The organism is Nostoc sp. UIC 10607 (assembly GCF_047228265.1).
GTDB classification, from domain to species: Bacteria; Cyanobacteriota; Cyanobacteriia; order Cyanobacteriales; family Nostocaceae; genus Nostoc; species Nostoc foliaceum_A.
On record NZ_JBIQNW010000032.1, the window covers coordinates 1 to 18,471 of the forward strand.

General features: G+C 40.6%; 13 protein-coding genes, 1 pseudogene and 1 riboswitch. Of the genes and pseudogenes, 9 read left to right on the forward strand and 5 right to left on the reverse strand.

The genetic code is table 11. The features are described from left to right. Window positions 1-70: 70 nt before the first annotated feature. From ACEYW6_RS22915 to glpK, 3 genes and pseudogenes are all read left to right on the forward strand, one after another. A pseudogene (locus ACEYW6_RS22915) lies at window positions 71-637 on the forward strand (hypothetical protein); the annotation flags it as partial. A gap of 1,034 nt (window positions 638-1,671) precedes the next feature. Beyond that, a complete protein-coding gene (locus ACEYW6_RS22920; protein WP_412981571.1) occupies window positions 1,672-2,841 on the forward strand; it encodes a PAS domain S-box protein in 1,170 nt (389 codons plus the stop codon). A gap of 172 nt (window positions 2,842-3,013) precedes the next feature. Next, window positions 3,014-4,528, forward strand: a complete 1,515-nt coding sequence (gene glpK / locus ACEYW6_RS22925) for a glycerol kinase GlpK (RefSeq protein ID WP_412981572.1) — start codon at window positions 3,014-3,016, stop codon at window positions 4,526-4,528. A gap of 16 nt (window positions 4,529-4,544) precedes the next feature. Here glpK and ACEYW6_RS22930 read toward each other — a convergent pair whose 3' ends face one another. After that, the gene (locus ACEYW6_RS22930) at window positions 4,545-5,819 is read right to left on the reverse strand and encodes an MFS transporter (RefSeq protein ID WP_412981573.1); all 1,275 of its coding nucleotides are present in this window, start codon (window positions 5,817-5,819) and stop codon (window positions 4,545-4,547) included. A 1,309-nt stretch (window positions 5,820-7,128) separates the two neighbouring features. On the opposite strand from ACEYW6_RS22930, the gene argC reads away from it, so the two are divergent. After that, entirely contained in the window at window positions 7,129-8,100 is a 972-nt protein-coding gene (gene argC / locus ACEYW6_RS22935; RefSeq protein WP_412981616.1) for an N-acetyl-gamma-glutamyl-phosphate reductase, read from the forward strand. An 88-nt stretch (window positions 8,101-8,188) separates the two neighbouring features. On the opposite strand, the gene ACEYW6_RS22940 is transcribed toward argC, so the two are convergent. Beyond that, window positions 8,189-9,175, reverse strand: coding sequence for a DUF1350 family protein (locus ACEYW6_RS22940; RefSeq protein WP_412981574.1), 987 nt, complete (start codon window positions 9,173-9,175; stop codon window positions 8,189-8,191). Window positions 9,176-9,720: 545 nt separating this feature from the next. After that, window positions 9,721-9,924, forward strand: a riboswitch (cyclic di-AMP (ydaO/yuaA leader). A gap of 163 nt (window positions 9,925-10,087) precedes the next feature. Between ACEYW6_RS22940 and ACEYW6_RS22945 the strand changes: the two genes are divergently transcribed. From ACEYW6_RS22945 to ACEYW6_RS22960, 4 genes are all read left to right on the forward strand, one after another. Next, window positions 10,088-11,359, forward strand: a complete 1,272-nt coding sequence (locus tag ACEYW6_RS22945) for a glycosyltransferase (RefSeq protein ID WP_412981575.1) — start codon at window positions 10,088-10,090, stop codon at window positions 11,357-11,359. A gap of 104 nt (window positions 11,360-11,463) precedes the next feature. Continuing rightward, on the forward strand, window positions 11,464-11,661 hold the full coding sequence (locus ACEYW6_RS22950) for a hypothetical protein (protein ID WP_196512566.1): 198 nt from the start codon (window positions 11,464-11,466) through the stop codon (window positions 11,659-11,661). A 490-nt stretch (window positions 11,662-12,151) separates the two neighbouring features. Then, complete coding sequence (locus ACEYW6_RS22955; protein ID WP_190889791.1) at window positions 12,152-12,793, forward strand: hypothetical protein; 642 nt, start codon at window positions 12,152-12,154, stop codon at window positions 12,791-12,793. A gap of 10 nt (window positions 12,794-12,803) precedes the next feature. After that, on the forward strand, window positions 12,804-13,610 hold the full coding sequence (locus ACEYW6_RS22960; protein ID WP_412981576.1) for a pentapeptide repeat-containing protein: 807 nt from the start codon (window positions 12,804-12,806) through the stop codon (window positions 13,608-13,610). A gap of 138 nt (window positions 13,611-13,748) precedes the next feature. Here the strand turns inward: ACEYW6_RS22960 and ACEYW6_RS22965 are convergent, their stop codons facing one another. The 3 genes from ACEYW6_RS22965 to ACEYW6_RS22975 all read right to left on the reverse strand — a co-directional run bounded on the left by ACEYW6_RS22965 (window position 13,749) and on the right by ACEYW6_RS22975 (window position 17,495). Beyond that, entirely contained in the window at window positions 13,749-14,213 is a 465-nt protein-coding gene (locus ACEYW6_RS22965; protein ID WP_412981577.1) for a CYTH domain-containing protein, read from the reverse strand. Window positions 14,214-14,377: 164 nt separating this feature from the next. After that, window positions 14,378-15,049 (reverse strand): DUF6875 domain-containing protein, encoded by a 672-nt coding sequence (locus ACEYW6_RS22970; protein ID WP_412981578.1) that lies wholly within the window; start codon window positions 15,047-15,049, stop codon window positions 14,378-14,380. 772 nt (window positions 15,050-15,821) lie between these two features. Continuing rightward, entirely contained in the window at window positions 15,822-17,495 is a 1,674-nt protein-coding gene (locus ACEYW6_RS22975) for an alpha/beta hydrolase (protein ID WP_412981579.1), read from the reverse strand. A 523-nt stretch (window positions 17,496-18,018) separates the two neighbouring features. On the opposite strand from ACEYW6_RS22975, the gene ACEYW6_RS22980 reads away from it, so the two are divergent. Further along, window positions 18,019-18,471, forward strand: coding sequence for a hypothetical protein (locus tag ACEYW6_RS22980; RefSeq protein ID WP_412981580.1), 453 nt, complete (start codon window positions 18,019-18,021; stop codon window positions 18,469-18,471).

An 18,471-nucleotide genomic window follows, 5' to 3' on the forward strand; every position in this document is an offset into this window, starting at 1 on the left:
ACCCATTAAGGGTTATCTCTCAAATGTCACTCATCCCTGAATATTTCTATTCATTTCGAGTGAACGAATCGCACTCCAAGCCCAATGGGTTGCAGATTTATCCCGCCTGGGTATCCAGTCTCCCCCTAAGTTGCTGCAATCTCCAAGTAATCCCAGTCAGCCACCTACAGCAGAAATAGCAAGTTCTCTGGCAGTTTCTAAGATGGTAGTTGAAAGGCCAATGCTGAATGCTTTCCAGTCTGATGCTGAACAAAATCAGAACGCTTTAGTTGAAATAACCGATCAAGAAGTCTGGAACAAAATCGCTCAACTCTATGCTGCCGATGCCAAGCTAGATCAGAATAGCATTTCTCTAATCAGAGCTAAAAAGTCTCAGCCTGCTAACACTCAAGAAAATAATTTGCCGATAATAGTGAAAAAATTTGAAGCCACAATGGCTTTAGATACTGTCAGAAATGAATATATGTTGCACAGCCAAATTCATCAATGGTTCACGCAGGGTAAGCAAACAAGCAGTGTAGAAGCGCTCAATGAACAAGTATACGCCCAACTATTTTTAACTCCTAGTTCTGACCCTTGGTTGGGGCTTTTTCCCAGCGACAGTTACAGCGCTATTGATCATGATGGCATCCGTTAATTACTTGAAAAGCGCTGTAAACTGAAGTAAGTAAAAAGGAGTGACGAGATGAGATTTTATAATATTTACACCTCACCTATCACTCCTTATAACTTGCGCGTTGATAAGCTGTTACGCATTTTTAAATTACAACAGCTTACTGCTTGATTTATCCTCTAACTAAAGAGACGGATAATTGTTAAGTTCTTATGTGATATTCTATACAAATGTTTTTAACTTATTAATATCCATTAGTCTTACTCTTGCTTGTACCAGATAGTTCCTTAATGGATTTGTAAAGCTTGAAAAGCTCAGATTCCCGATTTTTTCAATAAGTCGGGAATCTTTTTGTTAAAAAATAACGTATTCACAATCACAAATAAACTTAACTTAGCTTATATGTCTTTGGTCGTAGTGCCTTGATGCTTGTGATGGACGTTCGGTAAAAGATTATCAGTTATTCTTAGTAATCATGCAAACAATTATTATTAGCACTAAATCATTCATTGGGAGAATGACAAAGTGGGTTAAACACGAATGGGAACTTAAACTTTAGATCCAGGGTTTTCTGACCGTGCTGTTTTATCTAATTTCTCTACTAGTCATAATTGTGACTAAGTTATAAGTTTAGTTACAAATTGGCATAATCTAAGGTCAGCTAATTTTGCATTCGTATTTAGCTGAGTTTAACAAGTCTTCCTACTATAGGTAGAAGTAATACTTAGGAAAATGCCGTAACCTGATTGTAAAAAAGCGTCTAAGTGCAAAAGTTATCAATGGACAGTCTCTAAATTCCCCAGATTCTATCTGCTTTGAGCATCTAGGTTAAATGTAATAAGTGTCATTTTCAAAACTAGACCACGTGTCGCCCTATAGGATATAAATTATCGAAAACCTAGAATAAATCTACTCTTATAGATTTTATTGAATAATAATTGCAGTTTATAACTAATTAAATTGATAAGTCAGCAATACAAGCAATGCTGCGATGTTTCCAAGAATTTACCTAGTGGATTTTTTGCTTAGACTCTGCAATTAAGTAGCGGGAATTTAAGGTGAACATAGAACAATTTATCCAACGCTCAGAAATATTGCACAATCGTTTAGCAGATTTATACCAAACTGCTAGTGTATTACCTTGGATTTCACCGGATCTGCTGCCGCAAGCTTTTAAAGAACTCTATAACACCTCAAAGGTAGTGCAGTTAGCAGCAGAGGAACTCTCTCAGCAAAATGAGGAACTAATACAAACACGGAATTCCTTAGAAACAGAACGCCAACACTATCAAGAATTATTCGAGTTTGCGCCTGATGCCTATTTAGTGACTAATACAGAAGGAATCATCGAAGAAGCTAACCATACCGCAGCTAAATTGCTCAATGTTTCAAAGCAATTTTTGGTGGGTAAACCGATGATTAACTTCGTCTCCTTAGAAGAACGTCAGCACCTTCGCAACGAACTTATCCAACTATCGCAATCAGACATAATTAGAGAGCTATTGATCCGCTTGCAACAACGTCATGGTGAATTATTTGATGCAGCTTTGACAGTGGCAGTTGCCCGTAATCCGCAGGGTAAGGCAACGTCTCTACGCTGGGTGTTACGTAATATTACTGAACGGAAGCGAGCAGAATCAACGCTAGTCAAAAATGATAGCGACCTCTTCTATGATCGTCCCGTGCATAAATATTCTAAAGGAGAAACTATTCCCCTTAATCCATTAGTAATTTTGTATGTTTGTCAAGGTTTAGTCAAACTTAGTACCTACTGTGAAACAGGTGAAGAAGTGTTAATAGGATTGGCAACAGTCGGAATGGTTTTTGGCTCTAGTTTAACATCTTTAAACATTTACCAAGCAACAGCTCTTTCTGATGTTGAACTGGTGTCAATTTATGCAGCAGAGATAACAGCTTCCCCCAACTTGAGCCATATCCTTTTACCAAAAATTAATCAGCGCTTACGGCAAACAGAATCTTTTTTAGTAATATGTGGAAGACGACGGGTACAAGAGCGCTTGCACCATTTATTACAACTTTTGAAACAGGAAGTTGGTGAAACTGTGCCGGGGGGGACTCGCTTAAGTGTTCGCTTTACTCACGAGGATATTGCTAGCGCCTGCTGCACTACCAGGGTAACAATTACACGATTGATCGGCAAATTACAAGAAGAAGGGATAATCAGTTTTGACTTAAAAAAACACATGATATTGAGAGATTTTGATTAATTACTTATGGAATAGCTATAAGGAAATGTAACATCATTGTTATCCTGCAAAAAGGCTATGCGTAGGTGTAACCCGCCGTAGGCATCGCAGCATTCAAAAATGTACTCAAAATAATGTATATCTAATTTGACATGTATTGCTAAAATCGCGATTGCAGCATGTCAAAGTAGCTATGCACACACTTGGTAACACAACTCCATCATCGGGCTACATCTTAGCACTGGACTTAGGTACAACAGGCAACCGCGCCTTTGTGTTTAACGCAGACGGTAAGATTGTTGGGCAGGCATATAAAGAACTAACTCAGTATTATCCTCAGCCCGGATGGTTAGAACATGACCCTCAACAAATCTGGCAGGATACTTGTTGGGTAATGCAAACCGCAATCGAAAATGCCCAGATTGCTGCATCAGCGATCGCAGCACTGGGACTGACTGTGCAGCGTGAAACCTGTTTGATTTGGGACAAAACTACTGGGAAGCCACTTCATAAAGCGATCGTCTGGCAAGATCGCCGCACTGCTTCCCTTTGCCACCAATTACAAGAGCAAGGTTATGCTCATGAAATTTACGATCGCACCGGATTAATCATCGATGCCTACTTTTCTGCTACTAAGTTCAGGTGGCTATTAGACAAGTTTACAGATGTTGACCTAAACAATGTCTTAGCAGGCACTATTGATACCTGGGTGTTGTGGAACCTCACAGGCGGGAAAGTCCATGCTACTGACCACAGCAACGCCAGCCGGACAATGTTGATGAATCTCAAAACCTGTGAGTGGGATGAGAATTTACTAGAACTATTTCAGATTCCGGCGCATATTTTGCCCCAGATTCAGCCTAGTTTAGGACTATTTGGAGTTACTGATGCTACTTTGTTGGGCGCTGAAATTCCTATTACTGCGATCTTGGGAGATCAGCAAGCTGCTCTATTTGGTCATGGCTGCGATCGCCCCGGTTTGATGAAATGTACTTACGGCACTGGTAGCTTTTTGGTTGCTCACACAGGCGATCAAATTGTGCGCTCACACCATCAACTTATTTCTACAGTGGCATGGACACAAGCAAATCCAAGAGGGACTTTAAATGTCGGCTATGCCCTAGAAGGTAGTATGTTTACTAGTGGAGCTTGTATTCAATGGTTGCGCGATCGCCTCAAGCTGATTAAAACTGCTGCTGAAACTGAAACTATGGCAAATCAGGTAACAGATAATGGCGGAGTATATTTTGTGCCTGCATTTAGTGGACTGGGCGCACCCTACTGGGATATGAGTGCTAGGGGAGCCTTTTTCGGCATTACCGCCAGTGTACAACCAGAGCATCTAGTACGCGCCGTGTTGGAAGCGATCGCTTATCAAGTTCTGGAGGTGGTGCAAGCAATTAATGCATCTAGCAGTACTCCAGTTGGGCGATTAACCGTAGATGGTGGAGCTTGCGAGAATAATTTTCTGATGCAGTTCCAAGCTGATGTATTAGGTATTGCAGTTGAACGAAACGTAATGCGCGATACGACCGTCCAGGGTGCAGCATTTGCAGCAGGTTTAGCTGTAGGATTTTGGGAGAGTTATGAAGCACTGGTGCAGCAACGGCAGATTGAGCGTGTGTTTGAGCCAAGGAGCGATAATCCATTGTCCAACTTTGCTACTTGGCAAAAAGCAGTGAAACGCACTCTCGCTTGGGAGGAGTAGATGCTTACTGCTCAGGTCAGACTTTAACTGAATGGTTACTATAATTTTGTTCCAGATAACGTGGATCGCGTACTCCTACGTGCAAAACCAGTGCTGTAACTAATCCACCTATAGCTGCCACCAAGAAGGCAGTTCTATAGTCAATATTGTCAACTATCCATCCACCTAATAGGGGAGCAAGAAGCGTGGCAGGGGCAACAAGGGTATTGCCAAGACCAATATAGGCTGGTCGTTCGCGCTGGTTACCAAACTCTAAGGTCATTACCGCAGCAATATTTTGCAGAGCGATCATACCTATCCCTGCTCCTATAAACACCAAGTAAAAACAGTTTACATTTGTTGCTAGCCCAGCTAAAACCGAACTAAACGCACAAACAACAGAACCAGTCTCCAAGACCAACTTGTGACCCCAGCGATCGCCTACCCAACCCAAAACCAATCCAGCAATAGTTTGCGTTACCATCAGCACACCAGTAATTATCCCAATAGATGCTTCTCCCATCCAATGTTGATGTACGGCATAGAGTGTATAGAAGGGAAGTGGCATTAGTGCTAATTGTGAAAGCATACGTGTGATCACAAAGCAACGGAAATTCTTATCGCACCGGAGAATCACACTTAGACTGTCCCAAAATTCACGTCTAGTTTCAAAGGTAAATAATGGATTACTTACTGGCTCCCGCGTCCTAGACATAAAAAACCAAGATAGAGCCATCGCAACGCTAGCACACAAAAAACAGAGAGCAAAGTTAAATGGCTGGGCAATTTCCTTGAGCAGTAAACCAGCTATCAGAGCACCAAAAATACTCATTAGATTAGCAGCCGCCGCCAAGGCACCATAAAAAATGCCAAGCCTTCCAGAAGGAATAATTTTAGCAACCATGCTTTGCCAAGCAGTAGCACTAAATCCGCTGCCTAGTCCCTGCCAAATGAGTATGGCAAATGTCAGATGTAAGATAGTTTGGCTATTGAGTTGTGGCTGTAATAAAGCGACCAGTGCTAATCCAAAAAAAGGAAGTTTTTGGTGAATTGTCAACCACATTACAGTTGGTTTGTAATACTGTAGCCGAGCTATTTTATCAGCCGTCAATAGCTGAGGTAGTTGCCAACCTAAACGCGGAATAGCTGGGATCAGACCAATAAGCGATGAAGAATTGGTAAAACCGCTAACAAATAGAGGAATAATCGTGATATAGGAAGCAAATCCAGTTGCCAAACCAAAAAATGCACTTTCGGCAACATTGACAGTCAAGTTATGACGAAGGTCTTTTTGAACTTCAGAATTAAGCATTTTTATAGATATCGCAAGTGTAGATAATTACTTTTTTGCATATCAAAATTCGGCTTTGTTCAAGCCGCATTCAGATAATTAAAAATTTGAAAAATAACGCTATGAGTAATCAATCCCTCAGTCTGACGAGCGAGAAATATCTCTGTTATTTATTGCCCTTCTTAGTCAGGTTCTGCCGGAATCGTGCTTCCCTAAAGTCGTAATAAACCTTGATTGAGCGATAGCTGGGCACAGTAATAGAAAATAGCGCTTATTACCACCCATACCCTCAGATTTGCAGAGTTTTCAACTTTTAGCTTTAGCTCTAAGTTGAGTGTTACGTTGCTAGAGATAACATCTCTCCAGTTATTACTCAAACAAGGTATATAGTTGCTAGAAACGAATGGACTTCTTCAGTAGCAAGGAGTTTATACAATTATTGCTCGCCTTTGCCCAGCTAGCATCTGACAAATCATTACTAACCTTAGTGTTGTTAAAATTAAACTCCTTGCGCTAAGTTGCTAAGTTAAGTAAGGAGGAGACACAGTTGCCAACATTGATGGCAGCAGCTCTATTTTTTGACTCACTGATGATTTATTCCTCTATCTATTGGGGAAATTTGGACAGCATTTTAAACAGGTTTATGTTCTTTTTTCAGGCACTTACTTAAGTGGTAAGTAGCGAACAAAACCTGAGCTTCATAAATTGTTCCCAGATGGCGCACTTAAATTATCATTGGAGAATATTTTTGTAAAAAATCCCAAATTATGCATCTGCATCTTTTTGGCAATTTATGCTCTAGCAACTTAAAACAAATACTGTAAACCGCGATTCTACTGATAGCTTGGGAGAGTAAAGTATTGCTAGAGCAATAGCCTGTATTGTCCGGGCGTATTTAGCAGTAGGGAGAGGACAAAGTAGAATTTGAAAACAGATCATCAAAGCGTCGAATCGCACACTTGTTAAGCTGAAAGCCTTGAATAATAATGGCTTTTGGTAAATCATCTGCTTGTCAAGATTGAGAATACGCCAAGTAGGTTTGATGTTGAAGCGGCACTCATGCAGGCGATCGCAAAAGGTTGAAAGCGATAAAATACTAGTGTAAAACCCAGGTATGGAAAGAAAGCGTGACTCATTACTGCCAAGTCTGCGGAGTTTTTCAGTAGGTAATTATCTAATTAGAACTTACACACAAGAGATCCCTCAACCCCCTTAAAAGGCACAACTATTGCGTGGTAAGTTTGATTTGGGGTGTAAAGTCCTATCTTTAACTTTGATAACTGACAGCTGTTTTAATACACTACTGACATCTCAGGATGCTGAACGCATGATTACTAAACCGAAGATTTTCATTGATGGCGAATCAGGAACCACAGGCTTACAAATTTACTCACGTCTCAATCAACGGGATGATATCGAGTTAGTTAGCATTGAGGCCTCTAAACGTAAGGATGCAAGTGAGCGAGCTAAATTAATCAATGCTGTCGATGTTGTTATTCTCTGCCTACCTGATGATGCAGCCCGCGAAGCTGTTAGCTTAGTAAGTAGTACTACGGTTAAGATCCTTGATGCTAGTAGTGCCCATCGCACGGCTAAGAACTGGGTATATGGTTTTCCTGAACTAAATCCAGGACAGCGAGAGAAAATCGCCAGCGCCCAGTTTGTCAGCAATCCAGGATGTTATCCCACAGGATTTTTAGCCTGTATTCGTCCGTTGATTGCCAAGGGAATTTTAAAGAATAATTTTCCCATCACCGTTAACGCAGTGTCAGGCTACTCTGGTGGCGGAAAAAATCTCATTAAACAATACCATACCTTCCACGAACAGGAAACTGGAGCAGAGTCGCTTTATCCCTATGGCATCTATGGTTTGCAGTTTGGACATAAGCATGTCAAGGAAATGCATTATTACTCAGAGTTAGCATCGCCGCCGCTATTCGTACCAGCGGTAGGGGATTTTGAGCAAGGGATGCTAGTTCAGGTGCCTTTGCCGTTAGGAACTTTGGATAATCCACCATCAGGTGAGGTAATCTATGAAGCGATCGCTGATTACTACCAAGGTGAAAAATTTGTGCAGGTAGCTCCATACCAAGATTCTACTCTGCTACGAGACGGAATATTTTTGGATGCGATTGCAGTGAACGGCACTAATATTGTTCAGGTTTTTGTATTCACAAATGACACTACCAAAGAAGCGTTGCTAGTTGCTCGTCTTGATAACTTGGGCAAAGGTGCATCGGGAGCCGCAATCCAAAACTTAAACATCATGCTGGGCTTTCCAGAAGAGTTGGGATTGTTATGAAAGGCTCAGATTCCCGACTTTTTTAACAAGTCGGGAATATTGGTTAATAACTTCTGATTTTTGGACTTTCAGCAACTTTTGTTGATTTTTATTTCAGTTTCTCAAACAATTGAATTACATGATGCTCAAAGCCTCTATTTCGCTCTTGAACTGATTCAATTAAAGGTTTATCAAAAAGATTAATCACATACTTGCCTAGTTGAATTCCTAAAGGTTTTAAATGTCCACCCTCTAAAGTTTGTAGAAATTCTTGGGGTGGTTTTTTTAGAATATTAGTAAACCATTCACAGGTTAATTTGGCAATATTGTCTGACTTAAAACAAACTAAACCCATGATATTAAAGAGCTTACTATCCTTGATTAAGTTATGGGTTTCTTCAACGGTTGGTTTCACACCCCAACCAAGATTATCGATTATATCCGCTAAAAATTGAGGACGAATTGCGCTGCCGGTGTCAGCAATAGCAGGTGCTAATAGGATAGAAACCTGCCCCTTAATGAAGACACTGTTAATTTTTATTTCCTGGCCTACGTAAGTGTAAATTAGTTTCCGAACTTCTACAATTTTTTGTTTAAGCTCATCAAAGAGAATGTTAATATCTGCAATGACACTTTTTATCTGTGACTCATCCGAAGTATGAGATAGCAGGTTGCGAATAAACTTTTCTCTATCTTGAGGCTCTGGAGGTAAAGCAGTAAATCCTTCTAACAGGGAGATATATTTACAGCCAAGGCTATGTCCAATCCAAGAAAAGTTTTTATCATCTAGATAGGCTTCATAATCATATCCCTCAACACTTGCCATCCTCACAAGCTCTGGTAGAATTTCATACTGCTCTCTCATGAGAAAACCAGCTTCTACATAATGGTTAAAACTAAAATTAAATGGCAGAAGAATAATTGTATATCCCTGCTCAAATAGGCATTGAAGCAGATAGCGATAAAAAAGCATGGGGCCAAATGTACCAAAAAAAGCCCCTGCAATAAATTGAATTACTCCTTTAGGCTGTGGATGCAGAGCAACCCAACTGTGAGAAACAGGTTTAAATCTCAGCTTGATATTTGTATTTACCATGACTTAGCAATGAGTGTATCTCATTTTGGTAGGTGTATACTTTACCTCCAAATTGAAGCTGCTGCTTTTCGGATTCTTTAAAAGGTTTTTTTGGATAACTGAGATGCTTGCCTTCGTAATATACCAAATGCAGTTGGCTCTCAAAGCATTTATGAAAGGGTGTGGGAGTAGGAAATAATGTAGTTCAATAGTGAAATTGAATTGGCGTAAAACTTCTAATGGACTCTTTTAGACTTTGGCAATTTCTTTAGCCAGAGTAATATTTAAGACAACTAAAAAAATATATTAAATTCAATCAAGCTCGTAGTTAGTATATTTATACACTTAAAAATATGAAAAATATTTAATTGCCAGAAGCTAAATAAAATGTAGTGGTCAACATCAGTAAGCTTCTTGTTGAGAGCATATTAAAAGCTCCAAGTTTCCTCTAAAGTCTGATTCGTCAAAGCTAGATGCAAAGCGCCTTTAGGTGATTTCAATCACACTTTTTTTGTTCATACTCTTGACATGGTTGATGATGACAGGTTATAAACCTTGAAGAAAAATAAATCAGTCTGCCTAATCCACTATATTCCCTGAAAAGTTTTGTGAGTAAGGGTAAACCGGAGCGGAGGAACCAAGTTTGGGGCGTATTTTGAAGAAAGTTAGCAGTTAATAAATTCATAACTTCTAACTCATAACTTTCTTAAGAAGGACATCTCTCAGTCCTAGCCCGTCAGCTAACTTCGTCGGCATTGAGAAGAGACTGAACGAGCAGCATTCTTAACAAGTAATGCCATGTTCTCGTCAGTGTCCTTTGGCTGGTAACTTTGCGGTTTGTTGTGCCTGCCCTTGACGTTGAAAGAGAGGATAATATTATCTTGATTTCTGGCGTTTGAGGCAGGATTATTTGCCTTGAGGTGAAAATCAGCTATGTTCCAGAATAAGAAACATCGCATTGCCCTAATTTCTGTTGATGGTGACCCGGCGGTTGAAATTGGTCAAGAAGAGGCTGGAGGTCAAAATGTCTATGTGCGTCAAGTAGGTTATGCCTTAGCAAAGCTTGGTTGGCAAGTGGATATGTTCACTCGTCGTAGTAGTCCTGAACAAGCTACCTACATTCAACATAGCCCAAACTGTCGTACTATTCGGTTAAAAGCGGGTCCAGCTAAGTTTATTGGGCGAGATAACTTGTTCGACCATTTACCTGAATTCATCGAAGAATTCCAGCGATTCCAGTTGCGCCAAGGGTTTCATTACTCCTTAATTCATACCAACTACTGGTTATCATCTTGGGTCGGCATGGAATTGAAAAAGCAGCAACCACTGATTCAGGTACATACTTACCACTCTTTAGGAGCGGTTAAATACAGAAGTATTGGTGATGTTCCCGTAATTGCTACCCAGCGATTAGCTGTAGAAAAAGCCTGCTTGGAAACTGTAGACTGTGTGGTTGCAACTAGTCCGCAAGAGCAAAAACATATGCGGGTACTCGTTTCCAGTAAAGGAAACATTGAAATGATTCCCTGTGGCACCGATACTGATAAATTTGGAGAAATTCAGCGGTCTGCGGCGCGGGAAAAGCTGGGAATTGCACCAGATGCCAAAATGGTTCTCTACGTTGGTCGCTTTGACCGCCGCAAAGGTATTGAAACCTTGGTACGAGCTATTGCCAAATCTAGTTTAAGAGGTGAAGCTAATCTCCAGCTAGTGATTGGGGGTGGTAGCCGTCCAGGTCAGAGTGATGGAATAGAACGCGATCGCATTGCTAGCATTGTTACTGAACTCGGATTAGAAAATTGTACAACCTTTGCTGGTCGCTTAGATGAAACTGTCCTCCCCTTCTACTACGCCGCCGCTGATGTCTGCGTAGTGCCTAGTCACTATGAACCTTTTGGTTTAGTTGCCATTGAGGCAATGGCTAGTAAGACTCCTGTCGTAGCTAGTAATGTTGGTGGGCTACAGTTTACTGTTGTACCAGAAGTCACAGGGTTACTTGCGCCCCCCAAAGATGAAGTAGCTTTTGCTGCTGCCATAGACCGCATTCTCATCAACCCAGCTTGGCGAGACCAGTTAGGTGAAGCGGCTCGACAACGGACAGAAATTGCCTTTAGTTGGTATAGTGTAGCATTCCGACTGACTCAACTTTACACTCGTCTGCTGGCTCCAACTGCACCTAATGCCCGACCCCGGATTGCAGCTTAATTTTTCCAGCTTTGAGCGCGGAACTAATATCATCAGAGCGATTTTGCCGTGCCCAAACAGTCAAACACAAACTACTCAATCTAGTTAATTAGGCAGTCAGAATTATGCTGAATATCGGAGATTATGCTTTGCATCAAATAACAGGGCAAGTTGGTCAAGTTTGTGGTTATGGACATCAAGTAATGGATGGAGTTTACATAACCACCCTCAAAGTCAGAGTGAGCAAACATAAAGGAACTCGTCATCAAAGCAGATTTGTCGAGGATGCTTACTCCACTTGGGTACTCACAAACGCAGGATAAACTAATAGATTTGTTTTTCTGCGTTTATATAGAAAAACAAATCTAATAGTCCACCACACCAACTTTTATGAGTGAATAAGTTCGTAGTCAGGACTTTAGTCCTTGTCTTGAGCGCTAAAGCGCTGACTACGAACCAAGCATAAAGTACTAGTTGATTGGCTGCGATTTTAGCAGCATTTTGAAGATAGCGGGGAAAGTTCACTGAACTTTCCCCGCTTCAATTTGGCTAAAGAGTTTTTTTGAAACATCAAATTTATCAGTAAATCAAGACCAGTTAGCCATTGCAGGCAGCGATTTGTGTGTAATAAAGCTTGTACAATTGTCAAGGCGGTTTTTACTGCCAGAATACTTCTCAGGTGTAAAATTTATCGACAGCAAAATTGTTCTACTTTGTGTTTTTCCATCCTTCACTTGTGGCTAAAATACCCCAAGTTAGGCGCTCATATCTTGCAATAGATAACTTTTACCCTTATGACTGGAGAGCAAAATCTTGGGAATAGAACTACGCAGTTTCGTATTTCTCGACAGCCTGCAACCTCAACATGCAGCATATATGGGAACAGTAGCCCAAGGCTTCTTACCATTACCAGGAGATACATCACTGTGGATTGAAATCTCTCCTGGTATCGAAATTAATAAAATTACGGATGTAGCCCTGAAAGCTGCCTCTGTTCGTCCGGGAGTACAGGTAGTTGAACGACTGTACGGACTATTGGAAGTTCATTCTAGCTCCCAAGGTGAAACGCGAGCTGCTGGGCAAGCAATTTTGGCTGCATTAGGAGTCCGAAAAGACGAATGTCTCAAACCGCGTGTTGTTTCTAGCCAAATTATCCGCAATATCGATGCTTACCAAACACAACTTATTAATCGCACGCGACGGGGACAGCTATTACTAGCAGGGCAAACGCTGTATGTATTAGAAGTCGAGCCTGCTGCTTACGCCGCACTAGCTGCGAATGAAGCTGAGAAAGCGGCATCAATTAACATTCTTGAGGTTCAAGCTGTAGGTAGTTTTGGACGGCTTTACTTAGGTGGACATGAAAGAGATATTCTAGCAGGTGCGGCGGGAGCATTAACGGCGATTGAAAGTGTAGCTGGTCGGACAAATCCTTTGGGTATGCGTCAGGAGTAAAGGAGAGAAAATGGCAAATCGAGAGCATCTAGCTTTACTGAAAGCAGGTGCAGTTACATGGATTGAGTGGAGAAAGAAAAATCCCCAGATTGAACCAGACCTCAGCGCTGCAAACCTCCAAGGAGATAACCTCAGAGGCGCAAACCTCCAGGGGGTAAACTTGAACAAGGTGGATTTAGGTAATGCTTTACTCGTGCGAGCAAACCTTAGTGGTGCCGACCTCAGTAGTGCCAACCTCTACAAAGCCTTCCTCGTTGAAGCTAACTTGAGTGATGCTAACTTCAGTGTTGCTAACTTGAGTGGTGCTATACTTACGCAGGCAGATTTGAGTCATGCCAATTTGATTGGAGCCGACTTGAGTGAGGCGAATCTTAGAGGCGCTGCGATCGCTCATGCTAATCTAATTGGGACTGACTTAAGAGGCGCTAACTTGAGAGATGCCGATTTAGGTGCAGCGAAGCTAATACGGACTAATCTATCTTTTGCCAACCTCATTGAAGCTAACTTGATTGCGGCTGACCTCAGCGAGGCGAGTTTGTACGAGGCGGAAGTTTTGGGGGCTTATCTTTACAAAACTGACTTATACAAAGCTAATCTAAACAAGGCTCACCTAAGTGGTGCTTACATGTTGCAGGCTAACCTAAATGAAGCTGATTTGAGTCAAGCTGACTTGAGTTGGACTAACCTTAGAGGCGCGAATTTGGCAAGGGCGAATCTCAGAGGAGCTAACCTTAGAGGAGCTGACCTTAGGGGAGCTAACCTCAGCGGCGTAAATCTTCAGGAGGCAATTATGCCTGACGCTTCAAGGCACAATTAATTAACAAGAAAAAGTAATTGATGTTTACATTCATTTTATAAGCTTAAACTAGTTTGCAATGCAAAATCACCCAGCACCTCTGAGTTAATTAGTTTAATTAAGCTTGAATGAATTGGAATGTTCCCTATATTTTGGCAATTACCATTGTGAAAAAGGATGTTTTACTAAATTGCTGTTGAAATATCTGAAGTCATCTGAAACTTCTTGTCCAATCCAACTTGGTAGTTCAATTTCTTGATTTTCATCACTGAGTTCAACTTCTGCTAATATTAATCCTTTATTAACACCATCAAACTCATCTATTTCCCAAATCAAGCCACCCGACTCTATTTGATATCTTATTTTTTCTATAAAGGGACGTTCACATAGTGTTTCAAGTATTTCTTGAGCATCTTTAACAGGAATAGGATACTCAAACTCTAATCTCGAATATTTGATATTAGGGCCTTTAATAGTCAAATAACTTTTTTCTCCTACTATACGTATACGTACAGTAGCTTTGTCTTGTGTGGCAATGTATCCTTGACGATATACACTACCTTCAGCTAATTCTCTCCAACTATCTCCTCTCACTAAATATTTGCGCTCTATTTCTTTCGCCATTTTACTTACCCTGATTGTGTGATTTTGTAGATCAAAAAGCTAAGTCATTTTCAAAAACTAACTCCATGCGATCGCTCCAAAGTCAAATTACGCTATCCTCTTAAAGGAGTTTTAGCTTAAATTAACATGCATAAGCATTGCTGTACCCCTACAACGTGGTCTATTTACCTGAAAATAGCTGTAAGTTCTTCTTTCGCTAAAGCTAATGCTTGATGAGCATTTTTAAACTTTGTTTCATCTGTAAATTTATGACCAAAGCACTTTAAATAAGCTTCCAGATACCGAATACGTAAGCGTGGATCAGCCGGACTCTGAAGAAAAGGGAGGTCAGCTTCAACCATAAACCGGATAGCCAACAAGGGGATAGGGCTACGAAGTGGACGAAAGTTTGGGTTGTGTAGACCAGGGCTTTCATTACGTTTATGAAATTCTCCGATCATCAGTCCTGACTCAACAAACAAAGGTTTAAGTTTTTGTTGGACACTATCTACTAGTTTAGGAGCATCTTCTATATGGATGTCAGGAAAGATCAGTAAAAAAGCTCTATTGATTGCTAATTCCTGTTCTTTAACTTTCATCTTAAGAAAGATATCTCGGTAGCGTCCAACAACCTCTTCTAATTGTTCTGGATACAAATCTTTTGTGTGAATAACTGCCAGACGAATACTATTTGACTTGAGGGAGTAAGGTACAAAAGGGCAAACTGCGCCGGGTCTTCCTAAATTAGGATGAGGTCTTCCTAAAAAATTTTTCACCCACTCCATAATTTCAATCAAGTAAGGAAGGTCTTCGTTTTGCTGGAGTTGTTCTATTTCAAGAGTTGTATAAAGTTCCATGAGCTTGGGTGAAATGGAGTAATTGTTTAATCTGAATGCAAAATTACTTTTACAAAATTATGTTTCTGAAACTGATTATTGTCTAAGTGAATCTAGGTGAATAAAATGAGCCTTGATTTTTTGTATTCTGGGTGAATTTGTAGCTTCTAGTAAATAAAAATATTTTAATATTTTGTGAATTTAAATAAATTAACGCCAATAAATACACAAGCATATTTTCGCACCAAGTCGATTTTCTTCATTTATTTTTGGTATTTTAGCTAGAATACATATGTATTATTCAGCAGATGCTCCTACTTTTTCACACTCTCAAGCTTCTATTATTTTTAATAAACATATTATAAAGTTTATGTCTAAATATTTATTTTTATTGTAAAAATTTAGTTAGTAGAGATTTAATAGCAACTATACACTTAATATCAAGTTAGTCTAGTTAAATCTAACAAGCTAATTATCTATTAATCGTAGGGGAAGCGGGATAAGCGGCGACTTCTGCCATTTTCCGTACCCCTACGCGACCGTGTGCACACAAGCTCTAAAAACAGTTTGATAAAGCTTTCCTCATTAACAGGCTCCCACCGGGGAATGCATTCACTAGGCTCCGCCTCCAGCCAGACATGCATTGAAGCAAAGCCTCTAATAGCCATTCCTATGCGAAGCATGGGAACGAGGGAAGAATGGGAAGTCCAGCTTTTTTCGATTTGCGTGTACGCTATGCATACCCTTAGGCAAGCTACTCACAAAATTGGATATTTGTTGAATTGGAAGTCCGTTATTTCTCAACAAATTCTTTCACCACTGCCATAGCATCAGGGGGAATCTGCGTAATTAGGCGAAATGGAAATGCCGCAGTTGAAGCAAACTGGGCATAATCTGATGTCAGAAAGATAGCGTAGTTTTTAGCTTCTGGAGTCATCTGTGCAGCAAAGGCCAAGGCTATAGCTTTAACGTACTTACGAACCTCAGCCGCTTCTTCACCCACAACTTCACCGCCACTAATTGGTGTATTCGGTTGTCCTACCTGATCCAAAGTAGTACTGGGGTCTTTTACACTTAGATGAGTACCCCCAACTATACCAACTAGCCATTTTGGGGATGGGATTTTGTCAAATCCCACAATCTGTTCAGTTAAAGCTGGGGTAGTTTTATCTGCGGAACCAGCTAAAACTAGGGTAGGAACTTGTACCTTAGTTAACCCAGTTTCGCCAAAAATCAGAGAAGTTGTAGGATTGAGAGCGATCGCCTGTTTGATTCTAGTATCCCGCAGTTGATAGCTATTTTCAGGTAGCTCTTGAGCGATACACTGCATACCTTCTGCCAGACTCAAGACAACCAAGTTTTTTTTGCAGCGTTGTTTGAGTTGTTCCAGTTGTAACTCTGCTCCAGCAACTGTTAAAGCTGTACCACCACCAAAAGAATAGCCAACCACCATTGCGTTTGTAGTTGCAAGTTTCCCAGCAAGGGGATTATTAGTTGTTTGGTTAAGTTTTTCTAATTCGTCGAGAACAAAACTAATATCTTGAGGGCGATTTAAAAACTCCTGAGGCTTCACAACTCTGGTTTTACCTTGTAATGCTAAGTTAGTATTCGCCTCATTACTACCGGGATGTTCTAAAGCTGCTACTACATAACCGTGGGATGCTAAATGTTCTGCCAGGTAACGCAAGTCCGTGCGGACTGACCCGAAGCCGTGAGAAAAGACAATTACGGGTTTATTGGCAGTTGCAGTAGTTAACCAGTAAATATCAACTGGAATTTTACGGTCGTGCTTTTGGTCATTCAGGCTTAAGTTAAGTGTTTTTACTTGAGCGCTTCCTGGTTGACTGGGATCAAAAGGGAAAGCAATCTGCGGTGTTTTGGAGTCCAGTTGGGAAGTGATGTCTGACGACAAGCCGTTACGCGTCAACGCCAGCATAAATTGCTGGGTACGCCAAAAAGCTGTATTCAAACTCCCTGCAACTATAAAAGCCTGTGGCAAATCAATTTCTAGGCGTTTACTGGGATAAGCGGCGATAAAGCTCAGTATAGAAAGACCTTCTGGTGCAGTAGAGCCTAATACCAATCCTCCTCTGAGTGCTTGTACCCCAGCTTTGTCCTTTCGGGCTAAGGCTGTAGCGAGGTCATTGAGAATACTTGTACCAATCTGGGTATTAACTAACCTATTAATGGTGACAACATTCATCGGTATATTCATACCCAGCGCTCCCAAGAGGAAGCGGCGTTGTTGTTCAGATAATCCTTTAGCGTAAGGCTGCAAACTCGCAGGCAATTCCCCAGTTTTTGCAGCCTTTCGCAACTCAGCAAGCGAGATGGTTTCTGTAAATAAACCCAAACGCACAACAACTGTGTCAGCCGCAATGGCCGAAGTATTTACCCCGAACTGTGTAAGTGCAATTGCACCAAAGAAACTCGCAACTGCCTTAAGACTTCGCCAACTTCTTCCCATAAACATTTATACAAAGTGTTACTTACGGGAATATAACGAATATTTATGTATTTGACTACCCCATTAATTACCTAGAAATACAAGCAGATTTTTTCTTGAACTTAATGGCGAGCACCCTGATCTCCTCAAAGCATCTGCTGATCCCAACAAAGTTCATCCAAAACATAACAAAAACAACAAATTGTAGAATTAATCACAACTAAAAATTTGAGCATCAATCAGTGTTAACAGCGACAAAAGTCCGATTGTTTCTCAGCTATTTTTAATACTGTAACGGAGCTACTAGAACAGGGTAAGCGATGCTTGTGGCGGTAAACTACGCATCTAGAGTCTGAACTTTTTGTGGGCTGATGTCTTGATTGCTATTTTTTTGACAGGAAAGTTTAACCTACCGTTTAATGTTTTGTCTTTGCCATTTAGAACGTGTTGCAGAGGTGTTGCAGGTGGATAGTTTTACTGCTGTAGCTGCATTATCATTACTCATCAAATTCTAACAGCCGCATCAACAATTTTTCTTGGCTTTATGCATCGCAGACTCCGCTATATTTTAATTTTGCTGCTCTCCCTGAGTATTATTCCACTGTGGTGGCCTGTGAATGATTCTGATTGCAATTTCGAGGATTTTTTAGCATCAAAAACTACAAAATTTCAAGTCCATGCTACTAAGGTTATTGTTCAGCCGTGGCGTGGTCGTCACCATGTATATGGAATCTTTATGATTCCTGATGAATACAAACAAGCTCCATTTTTTGTGTTGACAGTCCAAGGTGCTGGCAGTTACTGTTCAAAACAATTTGGTCATAAAAAAAATTTTAATGGTGTCTTTGCTGAACCAGGAACTTATCTAGTAAGGAAGTTTATTAGAACTCGAACGGCTCTGCGGCTGATTCTCCAAGGTTTGTACTTTCAGATCAATGATAAAAAGAATTGGACATTAACTTTCCCTGAACTAAAACCTAGTCAACATAATTCATAA